The sequence below is a fragment of the Pseudotabrizicola alkalilacus genome, assembly GCF_003443995.1.
Classification (GTDB): domain Bacteria; phylum Pseudomonadota; class Alphaproteobacteria; order Rhodobacterales; family Rhodobacteraceae; genus Pseudotabrizicola; species Pseudotabrizicola alkalilacus.
Genome location: NZ_QWEY01000003.1, coordinates 364948 through 384128 on the forward strand (window position 1 = coordinate 364948; position 19181 = coordinate 384128).

30 protein-coding genes are annotated in these 19181 nt (G+C 62.4%); 18 read left to right on the forward strand and 12 right to left on the reverse strand.

Annotated features, from left to right (window positions below; all coding sequences use genetic code 11):
* The first annotated feature begins 111 nt into the window (after positions 1–111).
* The gene (locus D1012_RS08540; RefSeq protein ID WP_118151051.1) at positions 112–1179 is read left to right on the forward strand and encodes a site-specific integrase; all 1068 of its coding nucleotides are present in this window, start codon (positions 112–114) and stop codon (positions 1177–1179) included.
* 52 nt (positions 1180–1231) lie between these two features.
* Here the strand turns inward: D1012_RS08540 and D1012_RS08545 are convergent, their stop codons facing one another.
* The 8 genes from D1012_RS08545 to D1012_RS08580 form a co-directional block, all read right to left on the reverse strand.
* A complete protein-coding gene (locus tag D1012_RS08545) occupies positions 1232–1639 on the reverse strand; it encodes a glycine zipper family protein (protein ID WP_233517054.1) in 408 nt (135 codons plus the stop codon).
* Positions 1640–2114: 475 nt separating this feature from the next.
* Positions 2115–2309 (reverse strand): hypothetical protein, encoded by a 195-nt coding sequence (locus tag D1012_RS08550; protein WP_118151055.1) that lies wholly within the window; start codon positions 2307–2309, stop codon positions 2115–2117.
* A gap of 9 nt (positions 2310–2318) precedes the next feature.
* Complete coding sequence (locus tag D1012_RS08555; protein ID WP_354002031.1) at positions 2319–3050, reverse strand: TIGR02594 family protein; 732 nt, start codon at positions 3048–3050, stop codon at positions 2319–2321.
* A 67-nt stretch (positions 3051–3117) separates the two neighbouring features.
* Entirely contained in the window at positions 3118–3450 is a 333-nt protein-coding gene (locus D1012_RS08560) for a coiled-coil domain-containing protein (protein ID WP_147335644.1), read from the reverse strand.
* Positions 3451–3469: 19 nt separating this feature from the next.
* Positions 3470–3916, reverse strand: a complete 447-nt coding sequence (locus D1012_RS08565) for a hypothetical protein (RefSeq protein WP_118151059.1) — start codon at positions 3914–3916, stop codon at positions 3470–3472.
* The gene (locus D1012_RS08570; protein ID WP_118151061.1) at positions 3903–4226 is read right to left on the reverse strand and encodes a hypothetical protein; all 324 of its coding nucleotides are present in this window, start codon (positions 4224–4226) and stop codon (positions 3903–3905) included. The genes D1012_RS08565 and D1012_RS08570 overlap by 14 nt, the downstream gene beginning before the upstream one ends.
* 17 nt (positions 4227–4243) lie before the next feature.
* Positions 4244–5395, reverse strand: coding sequence for a pyocin knob domain-containing protein (locus D1012_RS08575; RefSeq protein ID WP_118151063.1), 1152 nt, complete (start codon positions 5393–5395; stop codon positions 4244–4246).
* 8 nt (positions 5396–5403) lie between these two features.
* The gene (locus D1012_RS08580) at positions 5404–7212 is read right to left on the reverse strand and encodes a hypothetical protein (RefSeq protein WP_147335645.1); all 1809 of its coding nucleotides are present in this window, start codon (positions 7210–7212) and stop codon (positions 5404–5406) included.
* Here D1012_RS08580 and D1012_RS08585 point away from each other — a divergent pair.
* From D1012_RS08585 to D1012_RS08645, 15 genes are read left to right on the forward strand one after another with little or no spacing between them, the layout of a single operon-like run.
* On the forward strand, positions 7165–7857 hold the full coding sequence (locus D1012_RS08585) for a hypothetical protein (RefSeq protein WP_118151067.1): 693 nt from the start codon (positions 7165–7167) through the stop codon (positions 7855–7857). The genes D1012_RS08580 and D1012_RS08585 overlap by 48 nt on opposite strands.
* Complete coding sequence (locus tag D1012_RS08590) at positions 7857–8846, forward strand: recombinase RecT (protein ID WP_118151069.1); 990 nt, start codon at positions 7857–7859, stop codon at positions 8844–8846. The genes D1012_RS08585 and D1012_RS08590 overlap by 1 nt, the downstream gene beginning before the upstream one ends.
* Positions 8843–9100 (forward strand): hypothetical protein, encoded by a 258-nt coding sequence (locus tag D1012_RS08595; protein WP_118151071.1) that lies wholly within the window; start codon positions 8843–8845, stop codon positions 9098–9100. Before D1012_RS08590 ends, D1012_RS08595 begins: the two co-directional genes overlap by 4 nt.
* A 1-nt stretch (position 9101) precedes the next feature.
* A complete protein-coding gene (locus D1012_RS08600) occupies positions 9102–9281 on the forward strand; it encodes a hypothetical protein (RefSeq protein ID WP_118151073.1) in 180 nt (59 codons plus the stop codon).
* Complete coding sequence (locus D1012_RS08605) at positions 9278–9553, forward strand: hypothetical protein (protein WP_118151075.1); 276 nt, start codon at positions 9278–9280, stop codon at positions 9551–9553. Before D1012_RS08600 ends, D1012_RS08605 begins: the two co-directional genes overlap by 4 nt.
* Positions 9550–9831 (forward strand): NrdR family transcriptional regulator, encoded by a 282-nt coding sequence (locus D1012_RS23325; RefSeq protein WP_435530907.1) that lies wholly within the window; start codon positions 9550–9552, stop codon positions 9829–9831. Before D1012_RS08605 ends, D1012_RS23325 begins: the two co-directional genes overlap by 4 nt.
* Positions 9828–10184, forward strand: a complete 357-nt coding sequence (locus D1012_RS08615) for a nuclease domain-containing protein (protein WP_199489460.1) — start codon at positions 9828–9830, stop codon at positions 10182–10184. Before D1012_RS23325 ends, D1012_RS08615 begins: the two co-directional genes overlap by 4 nt.
* On the forward strand, positions 10181–10435 hold the full coding sequence (locus D1012_RS22380) for a hypothetical protein (RefSeq protein WP_147335646.1): 255 nt from the start codon (positions 10181–10183) through the stop codon (positions 10433–10435). The genes D1012_RS08615 and D1012_RS22380 overlap by 4 nt, the downstream gene beginning before the upstream one ends.
* On the forward strand, positions 10432–10620 hold the full coding sequence (locus tag D1012_RS08620; RefSeq protein ID WP_118151079.1) for a hypothetical protein: 189 nt from the start codon (positions 10432–10434) through the stop codon (positions 10618–10620). The genes D1012_RS22380 and D1012_RS08620 overlap by 4 nt, the downstream gene beginning before the upstream one ends.
* Positions 10613–10810, forward strand: coding sequence for a hypothetical protein (locus tag D1012_RS08625; RefSeq protein ID WP_118151081.1), 198 nt, complete (start codon positions 10613–10615; stop codon positions 10808–10810). The genes D1012_RS08620 and D1012_RS08625 overlap by 8 nt, the downstream gene beginning before the upstream one ends.
* Positions 10803–10985 carry a hypothetical protein gene (locus tag D1012_RS08630; RefSeq protein ID WP_118151083.1) on the forward strand — a complete coding sequence of 61 codons (183 nt, stop codon included), beginning with the start codon at positions 10803–10805 and terminating at the stop codon, positions 10983–10985. Before D1012_RS08625 ends, D1012_RS08630 begins: the two co-directional genes overlap by 8 nt.
* Entirely contained in the window at positions 10982–11308 is a 327-nt protein-coding gene (locus D1012_RS22385) for a hypothetical protein (RefSeq protein WP_147335647.1), read from the forward strand. Before D1012_RS08630 ends, D1012_RS22385 begins: the two co-directional genes overlap by 4 nt.
* Positions 11305–11535: a hypothetical protein gene (locus tag D1012_RS08635; protein ID WP_118151085.1), complete on the forward strand. Its 231-nt coding sequence runs from the start codon at positions 11305–11307 to the stop codon at positions 11533–11535. Before D1012_RS22385 ends, D1012_RS08635 begins: the two co-directional genes overlap by 4 nt.
* Positions 11532–11789 (forward strand): pyocin activator PrtN family protein, encoded by a 258-nt coding sequence (locus D1012_RS08640; RefSeq protein WP_118151087.1) that lies wholly within the window; start codon positions 11532–11534, stop codon positions 11787–11789. The genes D1012_RS08635 and D1012_RS08640 overlap by 4 nt, the downstream gene beginning before the upstream one ends.
* 1 nt (position 11790) lies before the next feature.
* Positions 11791–12408, forward strand: a complete 618-nt coding sequence (locus D1012_RS08645; RefSeq protein WP_118151089.1) for a hypothetical protein — start codon at positions 11791–11793, stop codon at positions 12406–12408.
* Between the two features lie 756 nt (positions 12409–13164).
* Here the strand turns inward: D1012_RS08645 and D1012_RS08650 are convergent.
* Complete coding sequence (locus tag D1012_RS08650; RefSeq protein WP_118151091.1) at positions 13165–14592, reverse strand: FAD-binding oxidoreductase; 1428 nt, start codon at positions 14590–14592, stop codon at positions 13165–13167.
* A 121-nt stretch (positions 14593–14713) separates the two neighbouring features.
* Between D1012_RS08650 and D1012_RS08655 the strand changes: the two genes are divergently transcribed.
* Entirely contained in the window at positions 14714–15484 is a 771-nt protein-coding gene (locus D1012_RS08655; RefSeq protein WP_118151093.1) for a FadR/GntR family transcriptional regulator, read from the forward strand.
* The gene (locus D1012_RS08660) at positions 15481–16476 is read left to right on the forward strand and encodes an MDR family oxidoreductase (RefSeq protein WP_118151095.1); all 996 of its coding nucleotides are present in this window, start codon (positions 15481–15483) and stop codon (positions 16474–16476) included. The genes D1012_RS08655 and D1012_RS08660 overlap by 4 nt, the downstream gene beginning before the upstream one ends.
* Positions 16477–16526: 50 nt before the next feature.
* On the opposite strand, the gene D1012_RS08665 is transcribed toward D1012_RS08660, so the two are convergent.
* Genes D1012_RS08665 through D1012_RS08675 form a run of 3 tightly spaced genes read right to left on the reverse strand, consistent with a single transcriptional unit; the run spans position 16527 to position 19170 of the window.
* On the reverse strand, positions 16527–18176 hold the full coding sequence (locus D1012_RS08665) for an acyl-CoA synthetase (protein ID WP_118151097.1): 1650 nt from the start codon (positions 18174–18176) through the stop codon (positions 16527–16529).
* Between the two features lie 26 nt (positions 18177–18202).
* Positions 18203–18598: a rhodanese-like domain-containing protein gene (locus D1012_RS08670; protein WP_118151098.1), complete on the reverse strand. Its 396-nt coding sequence runs from the start codon at positions 18596–18598 to the stop codon at positions 18203–18205.
* Between the two features lie 2 nt (positions 18599–18600).
* Positions 18601–19170, reverse strand: a complete 570-nt coding sequence (locus D1012_RS08675; RefSeq protein ID WP_118151100.1) for a peroxidase-related enzyme — start codon at positions 19168–19170, stop codon at positions 18601–18603.
* Between the last annotated feature and the right edge of the window lie 11 nt (positions 19171–19181).

A 19181-nucleotide genomic window follows, 5' to 3' on the forward strand; every position in this document is an offset into this window, starting at 1 on the left:
GCTTGACCGATAATCGACATTGCAGATTTGTTCCCGTTCTTTTCCGTTCTTGACCATTTCCGAAAGGTCAGGCCTACAATGAAGGACCAAATCTCACCGTTGTAGGACTGCATGGCCACCATTACCGCCCGCCCCCGCAAGGACGGCACCATAGGTTATACCGCCCAGATCAAGATCAAGCGAGGGGGCAAGGTGATCTTCTCGCAGGCGCAAACCTTCGATCGGGAATCAGCTGCCGCGACGTGGGCTAAGAAGAAAGAGGCCGCCCTTGCTAAGCCCGGCGGTCTGGATGCCGCGAGAAAGACAAAGGGCAATCTGGGCGACATGATCGACAAGTATGTCGAGCTGTTCCGCAAGGACATTGGCAGGACGAAGGAGCAAGTGCTGCTGGCGCTCAAGGGCTATGCCATAGCTGAAAAGGCGATGGATGAGATTACCTCGGCCGATGTGGTGGATCTGGCGCGCGAGCTGGGCAACGGCCGGAAGCCACAGACCGTTCAGAACTATCTCTCGCACCTGTCGGCCGTCTTCTCGATCGCCCGCGCCACATGGGGCGCCGACATTGACCGGAATGTGATGCGCGATGCCATGGAGGCGGCCAAGCACTTCGGCATGGTGGCCAAAAGTGCCAAGCGAGATCGCCGGCCGACGGTGGATGAAATGACCCGGCTCATGCTGCACTTTGAGGCCAAGACCCGCAGACGCAATTCCATGCCAATGCAGAAGGTGGCCGCGTTCGCCATGTTCAGCACGCGGCGGCAGGAAGAAATCACCCGCATTCGGTGGGCGGATCTGGAAGAAGGCCGGGTGCTGATACGAGACATGAAGCACCCCGGCGACAAGATAGGGAATGATACATGGTGCAACCTGCCGCCCGAGGCAGAAGCCATTGCACGCGCCATGCCAAAGGTCGCGGCCGAGATCTTCCCGTTCTCCACGGATGCGATCAGCGCGGCGTTCACCCGGGCCTGCCAGACGCTCGGGATAGAAGATCTGCACTTTCATGATCTGAGGCACGAAGGCGCATCGCGACTATTCGAAATGGGAAACACCATACCGCGCGTTGCCGAGGTGACGGGGCACCGCACTTGGCAGAGCCTCCAGCGCTATTCCCACCTTCGGCAGACCGGCGACAAATGGGCCGGATGGGTCTGGGCGGATCTTTTGGCCCAGAAATAGAAAGGCGCCCCCGGGTATCCCTAGGGGCGCAGTGTCCACATATAGCCGAATGTCAGCCTTTGCCTAGATCGTTCAGAATAGTGTGCCCTCGATCCGCCATGCAGCGATCAATGATGCGGCGCGGACCACCCTGAGCCAGTTCTGTGTCTGTCGCAACCGCGCCCGCACCAGCACCATACACCGCGCCAGCAGCCGCATAGTCCGAACTGTCACCAATGGCCGCGCCAGCGATTGCCCCAACCAAAATCCCGGCAATCATATTCTGCGCCATTTCCTGCTCTTGCCGCTTTTTGTAGGCAGCTTCAGCAGTCAGGCCGACGTTGCGACAAGACGCAAGATCCCGCTCGAACTTGGCTGGATTTGACTTCGCAGGGTCCACAACCGGGCGGTACTCAGCAAGGGGTTCCTGCACACAAGCAGCAAGGGATAGCATGCAGGAAAAGGCGACTAAACGTTTCAAGGGAATCTCCACATCTTAAGGTCACACAGCCTTCACAGAGAAGTGAGGCATTTCAAAGAACAAATGTGATTCCAAAAATGATTGAAGCCCCCCCGGTTTCCCGAGGGGGCCTGAGCGGGCGATCCTATCGCGCCTATGTGCGTGTCATCCCTGCCCCGCGGTTGCAGACCGGGCTGATGTTGGTGTGCTGGGGCCTGCCTCTCCGGCCGCAGGACCGGCACACCATGCGGTCAAACACCCACGGCAATATGTTCAGGCCAGTTTCATCCAGCCATGAGCTCGAAATATCCTCAGCGTACAGGTGCCGGGATCTGCCGCAAGCGCATGTGATATACAGATCGTGTTTGCTGATCATGCGCGAACATATGCGGAACGTCGCGCGATTCTGGAAATCACATTTTCAGCCGCCACCACCCCCGCCTTAAACGCGCCAGCACCCTGACCCGTGCCATGCGATGAAGGTGGTGGCGCGCCCTCACTTCACACCCCAGCGGGCAAAGACCGCGCCGGAGATCCCCAGGCCCGCCACGAACGCGGCGATCAGAGTTTCCAAATCAATGCTGACGACGCCGCCGGCGTAGCTGATACCCCAGCCAGGGATCAGCGCCAGCAGGGGTGGGATCAGCGGCGAGAGGACGTAAAGGATCATTCGGACAACGACAGAGTTCATAAAGGCCTCCTATGCCTCGTTGGTGGAAACAGCCCCGCCAGCCGTCATCTGCGGCAGACGAATCGACAAAGGGCGGGGGAATGTCGCGGGCCAGCGCGCGCCCAGCAGGCGGCTCTTGGCAATGCGGGCAATGGTGACGGCGTTGCTCTGATTGCCGCCAAGCACGTGCAGCGTGGTTGCATCCTCCCCCACGGCGAAGCCGACATGGCCGCCAGAGCCGCGCTCGAACACAACGACCGCGCCATAGCAGGGCGCAATCTCCGCCCCCAGCCGCAGCCAGTTGCGCGCCCAGTACGGGTTTTGCCCAAGCGCGCCGGGGAAGGACTCGCCGGGTAGCGCCAGGCGGATGCAGGTTTCCACGAAGTCACCGCACCACGGCAACTTCATAGGGTCGCCCAGCGTCTTGCCGTCCGATTTCAGCCATTTGCGCAGCAAACTGTTGTCGCGGATCTCGTGGCGGCCCAGAAACCTTTTGCCCTCGGCCATCCACGGCAAATCCGTGACGGCATCGGCCAGCACCGGCTTGCCAGCCGTGGCCAGCATTGCGCGCATCGCCCCCTCTGTGCGCTTGCCCCAGATGCCATCCAGCGGGCCGGGATCATGGCCCAGCCCCTTCAGGCCGGTCTGCACCAGCCGAATGCTCTCGCGTGTATTTGCTTGGAACGGTGCCGACACCATCAGCGCCGCCATGTCCGCGTCAGCGGCAGCGCGAGTAGCTGCCTCTTGATTGTCCTTTTGCATGCTTGTCTCCTGAAAATGAAAAACCCCGCGCGATGGCGGGGCGGTGTCGGGTTGTGGTTCGGGCCGGTCAGCCGCCAAACATGAACTTTGCAAAAATCGTGGCAGCAGCCCCGGCCATCGCGAACCCCGCTGCTTTTGCCAAATCGAAAAACGGGCTTCGGCGGTGGTTGACCGTTTCCAGCGCAGACACCCGCTCCACCAGATTGGGCAACACAGCGGCCTGGTTGCCGCTGCGCTCCAGCGCGGCAATCCGGTCAGAGATCCGCTCCTGGCGCTGATCGTAGAGATCCATCCGCCGGAACAACGTCACCATGCGTTCATCCAGCCGGATCAGCTCGGTCAGGGCTTTCGACATATCGTCCAGCTTGTCTTCAATTCGCTTCAGTCTGGACTCTTCCATGCCCTTCCCTTTCGGATCGTCAGTCATTGCCCTGCCCCAGCGTCGCCAGCTGCGCTGCCATCGCTTCGACGGCGGTCTGAACCGCCTCCGGGGTCTGTGCGGTGTCGATGGCGGCCGAGGTCTTGCGACGCAGGCCTGCCAGTACGGCGATGATGGTGCGGTAGGCGTCGGCATTGGCGATGATCTTTGCTGCGAGACTCTGGACTGTCTCGCCGGTGATCGCCGCCTCCCCAACCAAGAGCGGCTCCGACGGCGCGTTCACAATCATCTCAAACGAGCGCCGCGCCGCTTCCTCTTTGGCCGTCCAGGACAGCATCTCGGCCAGAGGCACCGGGCCGGTGATCGTGGCGGTGGCGGCTTCGATCAGGGTGATGACGCGGGCATTCGCCTGCGCCTTTGCAGCGGCCAGCGCCGAGGCGTTGCGTGTGGCGGCAGTCGTCGCCTGGCTGAAATCAATCTTCGGCATGTGCAATCTCCTCGATCTGATAGGGCGGCAGGGCGACCGGGCCGCTGGTGACGGTCAGGGGCGCGGGGAACAGCGTTTCCTCCGGCGCACTGGCCCCGTGCGGCAGGATCAGCGGCACGGTCAGGACGCCCGCCATGTCGCGGCTCACGTCGCCTGCGATCCACGGGCTGTCGATGGCCTCGCGGGGCAGCAGAGCGCCATTTGGCAGCGGGCCGAAGTCCAGCGCCTCGCCGTTGAGGGTGAGCGTGGATCCTGACACCGAGGCAGTCAGGGCGGTGTCCATGCGGACGGGGGACAGGATAAGCTTCATGGTTATCTCCTTGAAAATCAGAACCAGCGGCCAATGCCGAGGCTCCAGCCCTGTGCTCCGGTCACCGAGGTCGGGTTCACCAGGCGCAAACCGACAGAGGTGGCGGTGGCGCTAAGCTGAGAACCGCCCCACATTGTGGCGGAGTCGAGCGGCACGTGCGTGACCAACGGCACCGCCGAGAAAGCGGCGGGCCAGTTGACGGAGGTACCAAACCCCCGGAACAGGCTGCCTGCGGTGGTGGCCACATCAATGGTCTGCGCCACCGTGCGGCAGATCTGGGTGCCATCGGCAAAGCGCACGTACTCGCCATTGGCGTTGCTGCCGCGCTCGATCACAGCGCCGGTCGGCACCCCGGAAGATTGGCTGACGGTGCCGAGGATGCTGCGCTGGCTGTAGGTCCGCGACCATGCCGACCAGGTTGTGCCATTGTCCTGCGAGAACCGGGTGAACTCCTGGAAATCATTTGCCCGGTGTGCGGTCTGGAGGATGAAGGTCGTGGCATGGCGCTGGACCAACACCATTCCCCCGGCCCCGGCAGATGGGTTGTTCGCGTCACCGGCAGAATACTGAAACAAGCCCTGCGCCGTGGCGCTGTTGAGGGTGATGGCGGGGGGGGCCCCCGCCACGCCCAGACCAAAATCCCCCACCTTCATGAGCCGCCCCGCCGTGGTGTCGGTGGCACTCTGGGTCACGGCGGTGCCGGTCAGCAGGCCGGTCAGGACTGCCCCGGCGTTGGTGACATTCAGCCGGTCGGCCCCGCCCGTGACCAGCGCCAGCGCATTGGCGGCGGTGCGCCGCATGCCGGTGTCTTCATCGGCGGTAAACCGCAGGCCCGGAATGGCCACCGTGCCGTCGGCAAACTTGCCCGCCCCGGCCCCGTCGATGGTGCCCTGCATCGCGGTCAGGATGGTCTGCAGCTGGGTCAGAAAGGTGGTCATCTCGCCACGGGTGGCCAGAGCGTTGTAGACCACGCCCGACCGGGTGCTGCCCTGATAGGGCCGCGCCAGCGTCAGGGCGGTGTCGGAGGCCACGCTCTGGATCAGCAGCGGCCCCTCCCCCGGCACCAGCAACAGCCAGCCCGCCCGAACCCCGCCCACCCATGCGGTGCCGGTGCCGGTGACGGCGGCAGAGCCATTGGTCAGGGCCAGAGTGCCCGTTGAATACTGCATGTTCGCTCCTATCGTTTGAGTTGTTCGACACCGGCGTAGATCCGGCACAGCCGGATTCGGCGCTCGGGCGCACCTGGCTGTCGGCGCAGCAAGAATCTGTACTGTCGGTATTCGGCGGCCGACCTGAGATCAGCCGTCATGTGGTAGAAAGGTGTCATGTTGAGGGTGGGACCATAGACGCTGCCGGAGAGAGGGCCGGTGTCTGAAAACCGCACATCCTCCCAGCCTGACCAGCCTGACACCAGATCCGGCCGCACCCTGCGCTGGAACAGGAACAGCCCAAACACCAGCCCATCGGGCGCGTCGATGTTGCAGCTGATGTGCATTTTGACAGGCCGACCGGCAACGGTTCGGATCTCGTCAAGGATCATGACCTCGACATAATCAGTGCCATGAATGACCCGGAAATTAGCATCTGCATCGCCAACATAGGGCACATCAAAAGCATGGCTCTCGGCCGAGATATCCCCTTCAACGATCAGGTTACCCGTAATCCGCACGTCACCGAGAAATTCGGCCAGATCTCCCTCAAATCGGAATCGGTCAGAGCGGATGGTGACCGCGCTGGCATCTCCGGTCAGATCGTCCCCCGCGACGATCTCGACCTCGCCCACAGCGCCGCCCGCGCGGGCGCGGAACACAAGGGAAGCTGCCTGCCGCCCTTCCACATCTGCAAGCGTGGTGGCCTGCGTTGTGACCTCGGCCGAGAGGGTGTCCACCGATGAGCTGACGGTCACCAGCTGCGTGGCAAGCGCCTCGTCGGCGGTTGCCCGCGCCGTGGCCTCGGTTGTGATCGCGGCGGCGTTGGCACCGATGCGAGTATCAGAGGTATCTACCCACGCGGTTCCTGACCACCGCTTGGCCCGGTTGTCCGACGCAGTGTCAAACCACAGATCTCCGGTCTGGGGTAACCCGGGAGCCGTGGGCTGACGATAGGACCGAACCCGGTTCGCCTGCGCGCTGACGGTAGTGATCTGACCGGCAAGAACGTCATCGGCCGTTGCCCGCGCCACCGACTCGCTGGTGATCGCAGCCGCATTCGCTGCAATCCGCGTGTCATCGGTATCGACCCATCCCGTCCCTGACCAGCGCCGCGCTAGGTTGCCATTCGCGGTATTAAACCAGAGATCCCCGGTGGCCGGGTTTTCAGGCGCTGTGCTTTGCCGATAGGTTCGGTTGCGCGCGTTGGCAACCGCGCTGACTGTTGTGATCTGGGTCGCCAAGGAGCCGTCTGCATCAGCCCGCGCGAGCGCTTCAGCCGTGATTGCAGCAGCGTTGCTGGCCAGGCGTGCATCATCGGTCGCCACCCATGCCGAGCCAGACCAGCGGCGAAGGAGGTTCCCGGTTGCGGTGTCATACCAAAGATCGCCAGCAACAACGCCGGTCGGAGCCGTGGCCTGACGGAATGTCCGATTGCGGGCCGTTGCGACCGAACTGACCGTGTTGATTTGACCGGCCAACGCGCTGTCTGCATCCGCTCGGGCCACCGACTCGGTAGTGATCGCTGCAGCGTTGCTGGCAATGCGCGTGTCCGAAGTGTCCACCCACACGGTGCCAGACCAGCGGCGCGCACGATCGCTTGAAGAGGTATCAAACCAGAGATCCCCAAGGACAGGCGCGGAAGGGGCTGTTGCCTGCCGATAGGTTCGGTTCCGACCATTGGCCACGGCGGAGACGGTGCTGATCTGGCCTGCAAGCGCACCCTGCGCGACGAGATCCGCAAGCCTCTGACTTATTGGGAAGAGAAGGACAATCAGCGCAAGGCGGCCTTGGTCGAGCGGATCAACACCTGTTTTGGGCTGCGCCCCTTCCCGCAATCCAGCGCCGAGCTGCGCGCGCTGCAGGATGCAACCATTGCGATTGAGCTGGATGACAGCTGGCAGGAATACCTGGAGGAAGCGACCAAGGCCAAAGACAATTTCCTGCGCCTACTGGCCGGCAAGATCACCGATGCTGTGCGGGTAGAAGAGCGCGAGGCCGAGCTTGAGCGCGAGCGTCAGGCGCAGGCGGCAGAGCTGGAGCGGCTGCGCGAGGCACAGGCGGCCCGCGAGCGGGAAGACGCGCTGCGCAAGGAAGAGGAAGAAAAGCAGGCGGCGGTTCTGGCGGCCAAGGATGCCGAGCTTGCAGCCATGAAGGCCCAGCTGGAGGCGGCTTTGCAGAAGCCTGCTCCGGTTGCCGAGCCTGCCCCTGTCGAGGTGGAGTCGACACCCTCCCCGACGGTCGAGAAAATCAACGCGCCAACCACGGGCGACAGCGTACCAGCCCCCGCAGCGTTCGAGCCGATGGTCATTGGCAGAGATTTTGTCGCGAAGGCATCCGGCCCCCTGTTCACCGAAGAGCAGCAAATCGCGGCGGCCATCCTTGCAATCTTGAAGGAATGTACGTCGCGCCAAGCCTCGGCCTCTGAAATCGCATCGGCCATCATCGCCGGTCAAATCCCCCATGTGAAAGCGACATTCTGATGAACGCCCCCAACGCAGAACCGACCGCCGTTCACCCCGCCGCACTGGAGCGCGCCCAGTTTGTCGAGGGCGTTAAGAACTATGATCCCGGCTTGGGGGCATACAACTTCGCCAACCTCGGCGACCTGGTGCGCTTTGCTGATCTGATGGCCAAGGCCGACGTGATGCTGCCGAAGCACCTTCGCAATAAGCCTTCCATCTGTCTGGCCGTCGCAATGCGGGCAACGCACTGGAAGATGGACCCGTTTGCGCTGGCGGTCGAAACCTATCAGGCCAAGGATGACCAGCCGATCGCCTATCAGGCAAAGGTCTTTGTCGCGGCCCTGAAGAACTGCGCCGGCATCGAATTACAGTATCGGTTCGAAGGCGACTATCGCGTTGAGAACAAGCCAGCGCAATCGAGCAAGGGGAATGAAACCTCCAAACGCACCTCAACCGGCGACCGGAAGTGCATCGCCTATGCCGAGGTGAACGGAAAGCTTCTCGAATACGAGACGCCGACGATCGACAACATCACGATCAAGAACTCCCCGCTCTGGCACAATGACCCTGACCAGCAGCTTGCCTATTACGCGGGGCGCGGCTGGACCCGTCGCTACCGGCCGGGCGTCATCATGGGGGCCTATTCGGTCGATGAGGTCGAGGAAATGCGCCCCATCCGTGACGTGACCCCAGCGGAGGACCGCAGCAAGCGGGTGGATGGCTTTGCGGCCATCGCAACAAAAGCGCGGGCCGAGGGCGCACAGGACGCAGCCCAGGGCGCTGCGTATGACTCGGATGATGAGTCCGAGCAGGCGGGCGAATTGTTCCACTGGACGTATCGTCACGATCCCCTGAACGCCATCCCCGGATCAAAGGAATGGACCTGGGGCGAGGAAAGCGCCGCTGACCCGGAACAGACGCGCCGGGCCTGCCCGTTCGAGCAGGGCACGCAGGAGGCAGATGACTGGCTGGGCGGGTTTATCGGGAAGCGGAGGGCTATGGAATGAAGCGCCTCACCTATCCGCAGGCCATGGCGCTGGCCGATGCGCTGGAGTGTCATCCCGAGATCGTCGCCACCAACGGCAAGACCGGCGAGATCCATCTGCTGCTGCCGAATTTCAGCGCGGATGACGCCACCGCCTTCATCGAGGTCTGCACCGGCGGGATGCACATCGAGCCGGCCAGCCTGATCATCACCAACGACACCGTGGAGGGATCAGACATGCCCTGCGCCCGCGTCGTCATCCACACGGAGAACTGACATGCAGATGACTATGGCAATTCTGGCGCTGGCCCTGTCGGCTGGCTTCATCTTCTGGGTGGGAGTGCTGTGCAACCTGCTGGGTGACAAAACTGGCCAGTGGCAGATGGGGCTCGCGATCCTGACCCTGACCTTTGCCGCCATCGCCTTTGCTTTCATGGCCGGGAGGGCTTGGCCATGAGCGTGAGCCTGACGCCAGACGAAGCACGGGGCAAGCGCCTGTGCCCCAATGCGGCCCTGATCGGCACAGAGAAGACCCAGACGCCGTTCTGCCATGGACCTGCTTGCGGCGCATGGCGCTGGACGCTTGATCAGGCTTACCGCGATGCGGTGAAGAAAGAAGCCGAGCGCACGGGCGAAAAGGGAAATCCGGTCAAAGCGGCCCAGACCGTTGCGGCCAAGCCGGTATCCTTCAATCTGCGGGGCCACTGCGGCTTGGGTGGCCAGCCGTGAGCGGACTTAAAAAATCCACCTTTCTTCCCTGCCCAAGCTGCGGCGGAAACCTGAACCGATGCGTGGATTCGCGGCCATCCGCTGATGAGGCGGAATTGCGCGGGGTCAGGACCATTCGCCGCCGTAGGCTGTGTGATGGGTGCGGGGAGAGGGCCACAACCTTCGAATATGTGGGAAACGACATGCCCGCCGCCCTGAACAAGCGGCAGATCGCCGCGCTTTCCGTGCCAGAGGTTCAGGCCTTGATCGGGAAACTGGTCGCGGAGGGTAAGCTATGAGCCCCTATGTCCCGCCCGTGTTGCTGCCCAAGGTGCGCTCAACCGCGCTGATGGCATCCGCCGCCGGCATGCCGTGCAGCCTGCGCCTGCCGGGCATCTGCAACCACAACCCGGCGACAACAGTGATGTGCCACCTTCCCGGCATCGGGAAGAGCATAGCGTCGAAGGTATCGGATCTGCACACCGCATTCGGCTGTTCCGCCTGTCACACCGCGATCGACACCCTTGGCTGGGATCGGCGCGGGCTGTCCGCGGCGGTGGTGCTGGACGCCATCCTGCGCGGCCATGCCGAGACACAGGCCCGGCTGGTCGTCATGGGCATCATCAGAGTCAAAGGGGGAAAGCTGGTATGAACCTCACCGGATACGACGCATGGAAGCTGTCACCGCCTGATGATCCGCCGAGTCCCGGCGACGAGGAAGGCCAGACCTGCAATCGCTTCTCTGAACCCGACGAGGACGCGCCGCGTGGCCACCGCGCCAAGCCCTGCCCTGGCACGATGGTCTTCAATGATGTGGAGGGCTGCAGCTGCCACATCAGCCCGCCGTGCGGCGCTTGTGTCAATAACCCCTTGGTTTGCGACACATGCGGAGAAGAGGCATGACCGACCCAGATGATCCTTTCAAGCCGCTGTCGGCCAAGATCCAGCCCAAGCGCCTGATCGCCAAGATGGCTGGGACAGGGAAACCCCTGAGCGAAAAGCAGATGGCCGCCGCCGCCCGCCGGCATGGGCACAACGCCAAGAAGGTCAACACCAAGTATCCGAAGGGGAAGAAGCGCGATGGCTGAGGCAACCCAAGACGAAAAATTCAAGGTCGCGACCCGTGAGGTCAAAATGCGCAAGCGCGTCTATCCTCGGTGGGTCGTAGATGGCCGGATGAAGCAAGCGGATATGGATCGAGAAATCCGCGTCATGGAGGCCATCGCAGAGGATTACCGCCCGCAGGCCGGGTTGTTCGATGGAATCGGCAATGCCTGACCGCAACCCCAACCCAGATGGCTTCACACCCGCGCTCATGGCGCTGTGCCGCGAGAACTGCGCCGCCTATGGCGACCCGCCATGCTGGATGCTGCCCGAATTGGTAGGCGAGCATGACTGCGAGCAGATCACGCCCTGCGCAGACTGTCTGGCGGGAAAGGTGCTGGAACCATGAGCCGCCCTGTCACACCAGCCCGCCGCCGATGCACGATCTGCCACGGTTGGGGCTACATTCCCTGCGAATGCTGGCCCGGCGATTGCATCTGCGGGTTTGGCGACGAGGATTGCGAATACTGCGAAGACGGCTGGATCTACGACGATGAAGACGACGACGTAGATTGGCAAAGCCTCTTATTCGGAACCGGACAGCATCAGCCCAATCTCAAGGGTCTGATCACCAGCAACCGACGCGCACCTTGGGAGGATGATCCGGCGCCACCATCAAGGCAGGTTCGGCGGCAGGCAGAGCGCCTGGCAAAGAAAGGGCGCAGGCCATGATCTCGAACGCAATTGAAGGCACCACTCGCCGCCTCGGCAAGTCGCAGGGCTACCACGGCCTTTGCGTCCGCGACGTGATCCACCCGCAGGGACCGGCCATGGTTTCCTCATGGCAACCCACCCCGGCCGAGGTCGAGCGCATCGCTGCCGGTGCGCCGGTCCTGCTGATGGTGCTTGGCACCGCCCACCCGCCCGTCATTCTCGAAGCTGGAGATATACCGACATGAAAACGCTGATGATGCTCTTGGCCAAGCATGAGGCCCCGGTGATCTCGGCCGAAGTTTGCTGCAAGGAATACTTTCCGCCCCTGACGCTTCCGGTCTTCATGAAGAAGATCAATGCCGGCGAAATCCCCCTCCCCCTCATCCGCATGGAGCCCAGCCAGAAGGGCGCGAAGATGGTCCACCTGACCGACCTGGCCGAATACATCGACCAGAAGCGCGAGGCGGCCGCCAAAGAACTGAAAGCGATGGGGTCTTAGGATGATGGACAAGGCGATGCTGCAATTCCATCTGGATAAGGCGACTGAGCAGATCCAGCAGGAGCATGAAGCTCTTCTGCACCTGTGCCGCAAACACGGCATGCCCGAGGGGATGGATCTGTGCATGAAGTGGCTGGATGAGACGCTGACCGCGCGGCAGGCCCGTGTGACCGATCTGGAGGCCGAGCGCGCAGCCCGCCACGCGAACCCGGCAGACTTCCGGTATTGGGAGGGCCGCTATCGGGATGAGAAAGCCCGTGTGGTGGACCTTGAGGCAGAGCTGGGCGGCCTACGGGACATGATCCAGAGCGCCGAGATTATGACGGCAACCGGCGAGGGGCTGGACCCAGACGAGACGATCCGCCTGCACCTGATGTTCGGCGCAGCGCGTGGTGACCAACCTGTCACGACAGAACGGCTGTCCAAGGCGCTGATAGACGCCAATGCGCGCTTGATCGAGCAGGAGGGCCTGTTGCGCCGGGGGCCGGTTGCATACCGTGTCAGACTTTCTGGCGACGATCCAGAGGAATGGCAGCTTGTGCCGGCGTCCCGCGCTGTCGATTTTCTGGACCGCCCAACATTCGAGTGCCAGCCGCTGTATCTGGAACCGGGGCAATGAAATGGCTCAGCGATAATGAAACCTGGGAATCTCGCACCCTGCGCTGGCACCATCACTTTTGTTGGTTCCCGACCCCGACCGAGACCGGACACAAGGTTTGGCTGGAATGGGCTTGGCGACGCAGGCGGCCCACCTTCAACCAGAACTATTACTGGGAATACCTGACCTGCGACCCGGAAGACTGGCGACCGAGCCGGGACGAGACTGGCAAGCCACTCTGGTACGGAACTGGGACTATGTGGACAAGACCCCCGGAAGACTGGGGCATACCGAAAGGTCCGCCACCCCCGAAGCCGAAGGGATGAGTGAATGACCATCCACCCTTGAAATCCTACAGCGGGCCTACAGGAAACTGTCAGGCCCGCAGTCACATGTAATTGCTGGGAAATTCGGAAACCGCAGACCAATCCATCATCGGGGCGACCGAAAGACGGTGCGCCTGTGAAACGGGCGACTCCTTGGAAAGCAGGGGTTTATTCTCAGTCACCGACACCGCGCATTCCCGTCTGTTCACGTCGTTTTCGTCTCGCCCGGTCGGGCATTTGCCCCATAACCCGCTCTACAAACCGGGCGCATACCACGGGACGCGATGTGCGAAAAGCGACATCCGACGGCACCACGCCACAGACCGGGCCGGGGATGCAAATTGCGTGGTTCACCACAGCGCAGACCGAGAGTAAAACCCCCGTAAATCGGGCAGTCAACCGGAACCGACACCCGTTTCTGCGCGGCTGGGCAACTGTTCTGGCGTGCCGGTCACTGGCCCTGCAGACCCTCTGGCAGGTCGAAAACCCGCCGCCGGTTGAGGATCAACCGCGGATCCAGCGCAGTTTTGAGGGCGCGCATCGTCGCAATCTCTGCCGGGCTGCGTGACAGGTGCAGCCAGGGTTTCTTATCCATTCCAATGCCATGCTCTGCCGAGACAGACCCGCCATAGGCTGCGACCATCGCAAGCAGTTGCTCTGTCGCAGGCTCTTTCCGGGTAGTCTGAAAGACGTAGTGCAGGTTGCCGTCCCCCAGATGACCAAACCCCAGAAAGACGGTTCCGGGATCTATGGCAAGCAGCGCCGCCTGACTTTCACGAAGAAATGACGGTACGCGCCCCACGGGTACGCTGATGTCACCATTGGCGACGTTTGGCAGCGTCCGGACAAAATCTGCACAGCCGTCCCGCATGTCCCACAGCGCCTGAAATTCGCGCCGCGATTGTGAAACCACTGCGTCCAGCACACAATTCTCTTCGATAGCCGTCATCAGGGCTGTCTCGAAAACGTCCTGAGCCGTGAGGGCCAGCGGTCCGGCCTGAATCTCGGCCAGCACATAGACCTGCGCCTTTGTGCAAAGAGGCGGGGTTATCTGCAAATGGCCACAGACACCGTGATACGCTTCGGGCAACATGATTTCAAAGGCAGAGAGCATGCCGCCCATGGCCTTGCGTAGCCGCCTGAGCAGGTCCAGCGCGGCCTCGGCGGATGGCAGGGCAAGAAAGGCGTTGGCCTCGACCACGGGCTGCGGATGCAGACGCAGCCGCGCGCGTGTCACCACGCCAAGAACGCCCTCACTGCCGACAAACAGTTGGGCAAGATCCGGCCCGGTATTATCTTTCTCGACATGTTTCATCGAGGTCAGGACGGTGCCATCAGCCAGCACCGCCTCCAGCCCTGCCACCTGCGCCCGGAACATGCCGTAGCGCATGACGCGGATGCCGCCCGCATTGGTGGCAATGTTGCCGCCGATGGTCGCGCTGCCACGTGACCCGATATCCACCCCGAACATCAGGCCCGCGCGACTGGCGGCCTCTTGCACCAGTTGAAGCGGAACACCGGCCTGTGCCTCTATTGTGGCACTGTCAGGGTCAATCTGGCCCAAAGCAGTGAACCGCTCCAGCGACAGAACCGCCTCGCCTTCGAGAACGCGATGCGCGCCAGACAAGCCGGTGCGTCCGCCCTGCACAACCACGGGCTGGCGATACGCGTGACAGGCTGCCAACGCCGCTGCCATCTCGACCGTAGAAGAGGGACGCAATACGAAAAGGGGTTTGGCGGAACAACGGTCGCGCCGGTCTTCCTGATAGCGCGGGCTGATAGCGTCTCCTGTCAGCACTGTCCCCGGCGGCAGTGTGCGGACAAGCCGGTCCAGAAGGGCGGCATCGGCTGCAGGCAACATGTTCCTGACATCAGTCATGATGGTGGCTTTCCTCGCTCCACACGTCAAAGCGACGGTACCTCCATTCATATATTTGTCAAACCTTTTACATTTGAGTTTCCGGTGCTAGGATAGGCAGCAACCAAAGGGATACTCTGGCATGGCACTGCAATATGACGAGATCGTCCGCACCGGGCTGGCGCGGCAGGTGGCAGATCTGATCCGCACCGCCATTCTTGAAGGGAAGTTGCAGGTTGATGAACGCCTGCCAAGCGAGGACGAACTGGCGAAGCGGTTTGGCATTTCGCGGCCAACGGTGCGGGAAGCGCTGAAAGTGCTGGCAGCGCAAAGTCTGATCCGCGCGCGGCGCGGCCCGACGGGCGGAAATTTTGTAACTCGGCCTGACCCGGATGCTCTGGCGCGTTCGATCACCGATGCATCCACATTGCTGGTCGGCGTGGGCACCTTCGGTATAGACGAAATCATTGCTGCCCGCATCGAAACCGAGACCATCTGTTGCCGGCTGGCAGCAACCAACCGCACCGACGAGGATCTGGCCAGGTTGCGCGAAGAAATTGCGCTGCAGCGCGACGAAGCCCTGTCAGACACCGATTTTTGCGCGTCTGACGTGCGGTTTCACCGTGCAGTTGTCACCGCCACGGGCAACGGCCCGCTGTGGCTGATGATGCATGTTGTGATCGAAAGCTTTATTCCCGTGACCAACATGCTGATCTTTGGCGCGCAAGAGCGTCGGCGGACCGTTGATGGCCATGCCAGTGTGGTGGATGCGATTGCTGCGCGCGACGCAGATCGCGCGACTTTGCACATGCGCAGGCATCTGAACGGGATGTGTGCCGTTGTAAATCAGGCATTGGATCAGCGGGTGGCGCGCGCAGTGCCGAAGAATGACCAAGGAGAACAAACCGGATGACCGAGACATTTCGCGCGATGATGATCGTGGACCATGACGGCAAGCCAAAGGCAGAATTCCGCGATCTGACCCAGGCCGATCTGCCTGATCACGATGTGCTGGTCGAAGTGGCCTATTCGACGGTCAATTTCAAGGATGGGCTGGCCATCAGCGGCAAGGGTCGCATCGCGCGGCGGTTGCCGATGGTGGCGGGTATTGATCTGGCGGGTACGGTGGTGGAAAGCCGGTCACCCGACTGGGCGGCGGGGGACAAGGTGATTGTCAACGGCTGGGGCTTGTCGGAAACCGAATGGGGCGGTTACAGCCGGTTTCAAAGGCTGAAACCACAGTGGCTGACCCGTCTGCCTGCGGACTTCACCATGGAACAGGCGATGGCGGTGGGAACCGCCGGCTATACCGCCGCCCTCTGTGTTCTGGCGCTGGAGGACTGGGGGACGATCCGGCCCGGTGAGGGCGAAGTGTTGGTGACCGGGGCGGCGGGCGGCGTCGGCTCTACCGCTGTGGCTTTGTTGTCGGCGGGGGGGTACCGGGTCACGGCGGCCACCGGACGCCCTGAAACCCATGACTATCTTGCGGGTCTGGGGGCCAGCGGCTTTGTCGACCGCGCGGCGCTGGCGGAAAAGGGCGGAGCCTTGCAAAAGGAACGCTGGGCCGGTGCGGTGGACTCGGTCGGGTCCACGACGCTGGCCAATGTTCTGGCGCAGACAGCCTATGGCGGGGCGGTGGCGGCCTGTGGTCTGGCTGGTGGCATGGATCTTCCGGCGACGGTGATGCCGCATATCCTGCGCAGCGTGGCCTTGCTGGGCGTTGACAGCGTGATGGCCCCCCAGACCCGGCGCGACCGGGCCTGGGACGTGTTGGCCCGGCGTCTGGACAAGGCACATCTTGCCAGCATCGCACGGACCGAGCCGCTGTCGGCGCTGCCACAGCTGGCGCAAGACATCGTGGCCGGTCGTATCCGTGGCCGTGTGGTGATCGACATCAGTGCCTGATCGGGTGGCGCCGGGCAACGGCCCGGTGCCACATCATGCCGGTGCCCGCATCATGCTTTGACTGCTTCGGTCGCCAATGCCCGCAGCACGAATTTCTGGATCTTCCCGGTCGAGGTTTTTGGCAGATCGGTGAACACCACGCGGTCCGGGCATTTGTACGCTGCCATCATTGTGCGGCAATGGGCGATGATGGCGGCCTCGGTCGCGATCTGGCCGGGGCGCAGTTCCACAAAGGCGCAGGGCCGTTCGCCCCATTTGGCATCGGCCATTGCAACCACGGCGCATAATGCGATGGCCGGATGGCGATACAGCGCATCCTCGACCTCAATGGACGAGATGTTCTCGCCGCCGGAAATGATGATGTCCTTTGATCGGTCTTTCAACTGCACATAGCCGTCGGCATGCATGACACCCAGATCACCGGAATGGAACCATCCACCGGCAAAAGCATCCTCCGTGGCTTTGGGGTTCTTGAGATAACCCTTCATTACCAGATTGCCGCGAAACATCACCTCGCCCAAGGTTTCACCGTCTGCCGGAACCGGTTGCATCGTTTCGGGGTCCAGCACCGCAAGATCGGACAGCGACAGATAGCGGATGCCCTGCCGCGCCTTGCGGATGGCCTGATCGGCAGGTGCCAGAGAGTCCCAGGCGTTGTGCCATTCGTTTGCCACCGTGGGGCCGTAGGTTTCGGTCAGACCGTACAGATGATTGACGTGAAACCCCTGTTCTTTCATCGCCTGAAGCACCGCCTCGGGCGGCGGGGCGGCTGCGGTGTTGAAGGTTACCCGGTGCGGCAGCGCGCGCCGCTCGGACGCGGGGGCATTCAGCAGGGTCGACATCACGATCGGCGCGCCGCACAGATGGGTCACGCCATGATCGGCAATAGCCGCATAAATGGCGTCCGCCCGTACCCAGCGCAGGCAGACATGCGTTCCCGCCTGCACCGCGATTGACCAGCTGAAGCTCCAGCCGTTGCAATGGAACATCGGCAGCGTCCACAGATAGACCGGATGCTTGCCAAGCTCGCCGTGGATGGTGTTGTTCAGTGCCATCAGCGCCGCACCGCGATGGTGACACACCACGCCTTTCGGGTTTCCGGTCGTGCCGGAGGTATAGTTCAGGGCGATGGCATCCCATTCGTCCTGCGGGACTGCGCCGGGGAAATCCGGATCGCCGCCGGCCAGAAAACCGGCATAATCCAGCGTTCCGATCGCAGGGCCCTTGGGGTGAGGGGCATCGTCGGGGAATTCGCTGTCATCGAAATCAATGATCAGCGGCCGTGCCTTTGCCATGTCCAGCGCCTGCGACACAACCGCCGAAAACTCGCGGTCCACGATCAGAACCTTTGTTTCAGCATGGTCGAGCTGAAAGGCGATGGTGGCGGCATCGGACCGTGTGTTGAGCGAATGAAGCACCGCGCCATTGGCCATCGGCACGCCATAATGCGCCTGCACCATCGGCGGCGTGTTCGACAGCATCACCGTCACGGTATCGCCCCGCCCGACGCCCTGCCCCACAAGGGCCGAAGCAAGGCGGCGGCAATCCTGCCAAAGCGCGGCATAGCTGATACGAAGACGCCCGTGGATCACCGCCGGATGGTCGGGATAGGTGCGCGCCGACCGTTCCAGATAGGAAACGGGGGTCATCGGCTGGTGGTTTGCCGCGCGGCGGCCAAGTCCGTCTTCGTATTTGTCCAAGGCGCTCTCCGTTGTCTTCTGGTCGGTCAACCGTTGTGTTTTTCCCGCGCGTTCACCGGCTTGCCCGATGACTTCCACTCGCCAAAGCCACCGCGCAACGACCGCGCGTCCAGCCCCATCTCCAGCGCGACGCGCGCCGCCAACAGCGACCGCCAGCCAGAGGCGCAGTAGAAAACAAAGGTCTTCGGCTCTGCAAAGCGGGGTTTATGATAGGGGCTTTCGGGGTCGATCCAGAATTCGAGCATACCGCGTGGCGCATGAAAGGCACCAGGGATCATGCCATCACGTTCCAGCTCGCGCGGGTCGCGGATGTCGACGAAAACGATGCTGTCATCGTCCAGCCGGTCTGCCATCTGACCGCCCTCCACCGATTGCACCACGGCATCGGCTTCGGCCAGCATCTGCTTGTAACCTTTGGCCATGATCAGCGCCCCAATGCGTAGAATTCGTCATTCGGCCGCATGCTGGTCACATTCGCCAGCCGGTTTGACATGCCAAAAAAGGCCGAGATGGCGGCAATGTCCCAGATGTCATCCTCGGTAAAGCCATGGGATTTCAGCAGGTCCATGTCGGCATCCCCCACCTCGTAGGCGCGGGCCGAGACCTTCATGCCAAAGTCGATCATTGCCATCTGCCGGGGCGTGATATCGGCCTTGCGGTAATTGACAGCGACCTGATCCGCGATCAGCGGATTTTTCGCCCGGACGCGCAGAATGGCCCCATGGGCAACCACGCAATACTGGCATTGATTGGCGTTTGACGTCGCAACAACAATCATCTCGCGCTCTGCCTTGGTCAGATTGCCGGGCTTGTCCATCAGCGCGTCATGATAGGCAAAGAAGGCGCGGAATTCATCGGGCCGGTGCGCAAGGGTCAGGAACACGTTGGGCACAAAGCCGGATTTTTCCTGCACCGCCAGAATACGGTTGCGGATGTCCTCGGGAATGTCGTCCAGCGCGGGGACGGCAAAGCGGCTGATGGCATGGTCGGTCATGGATGAGGTCT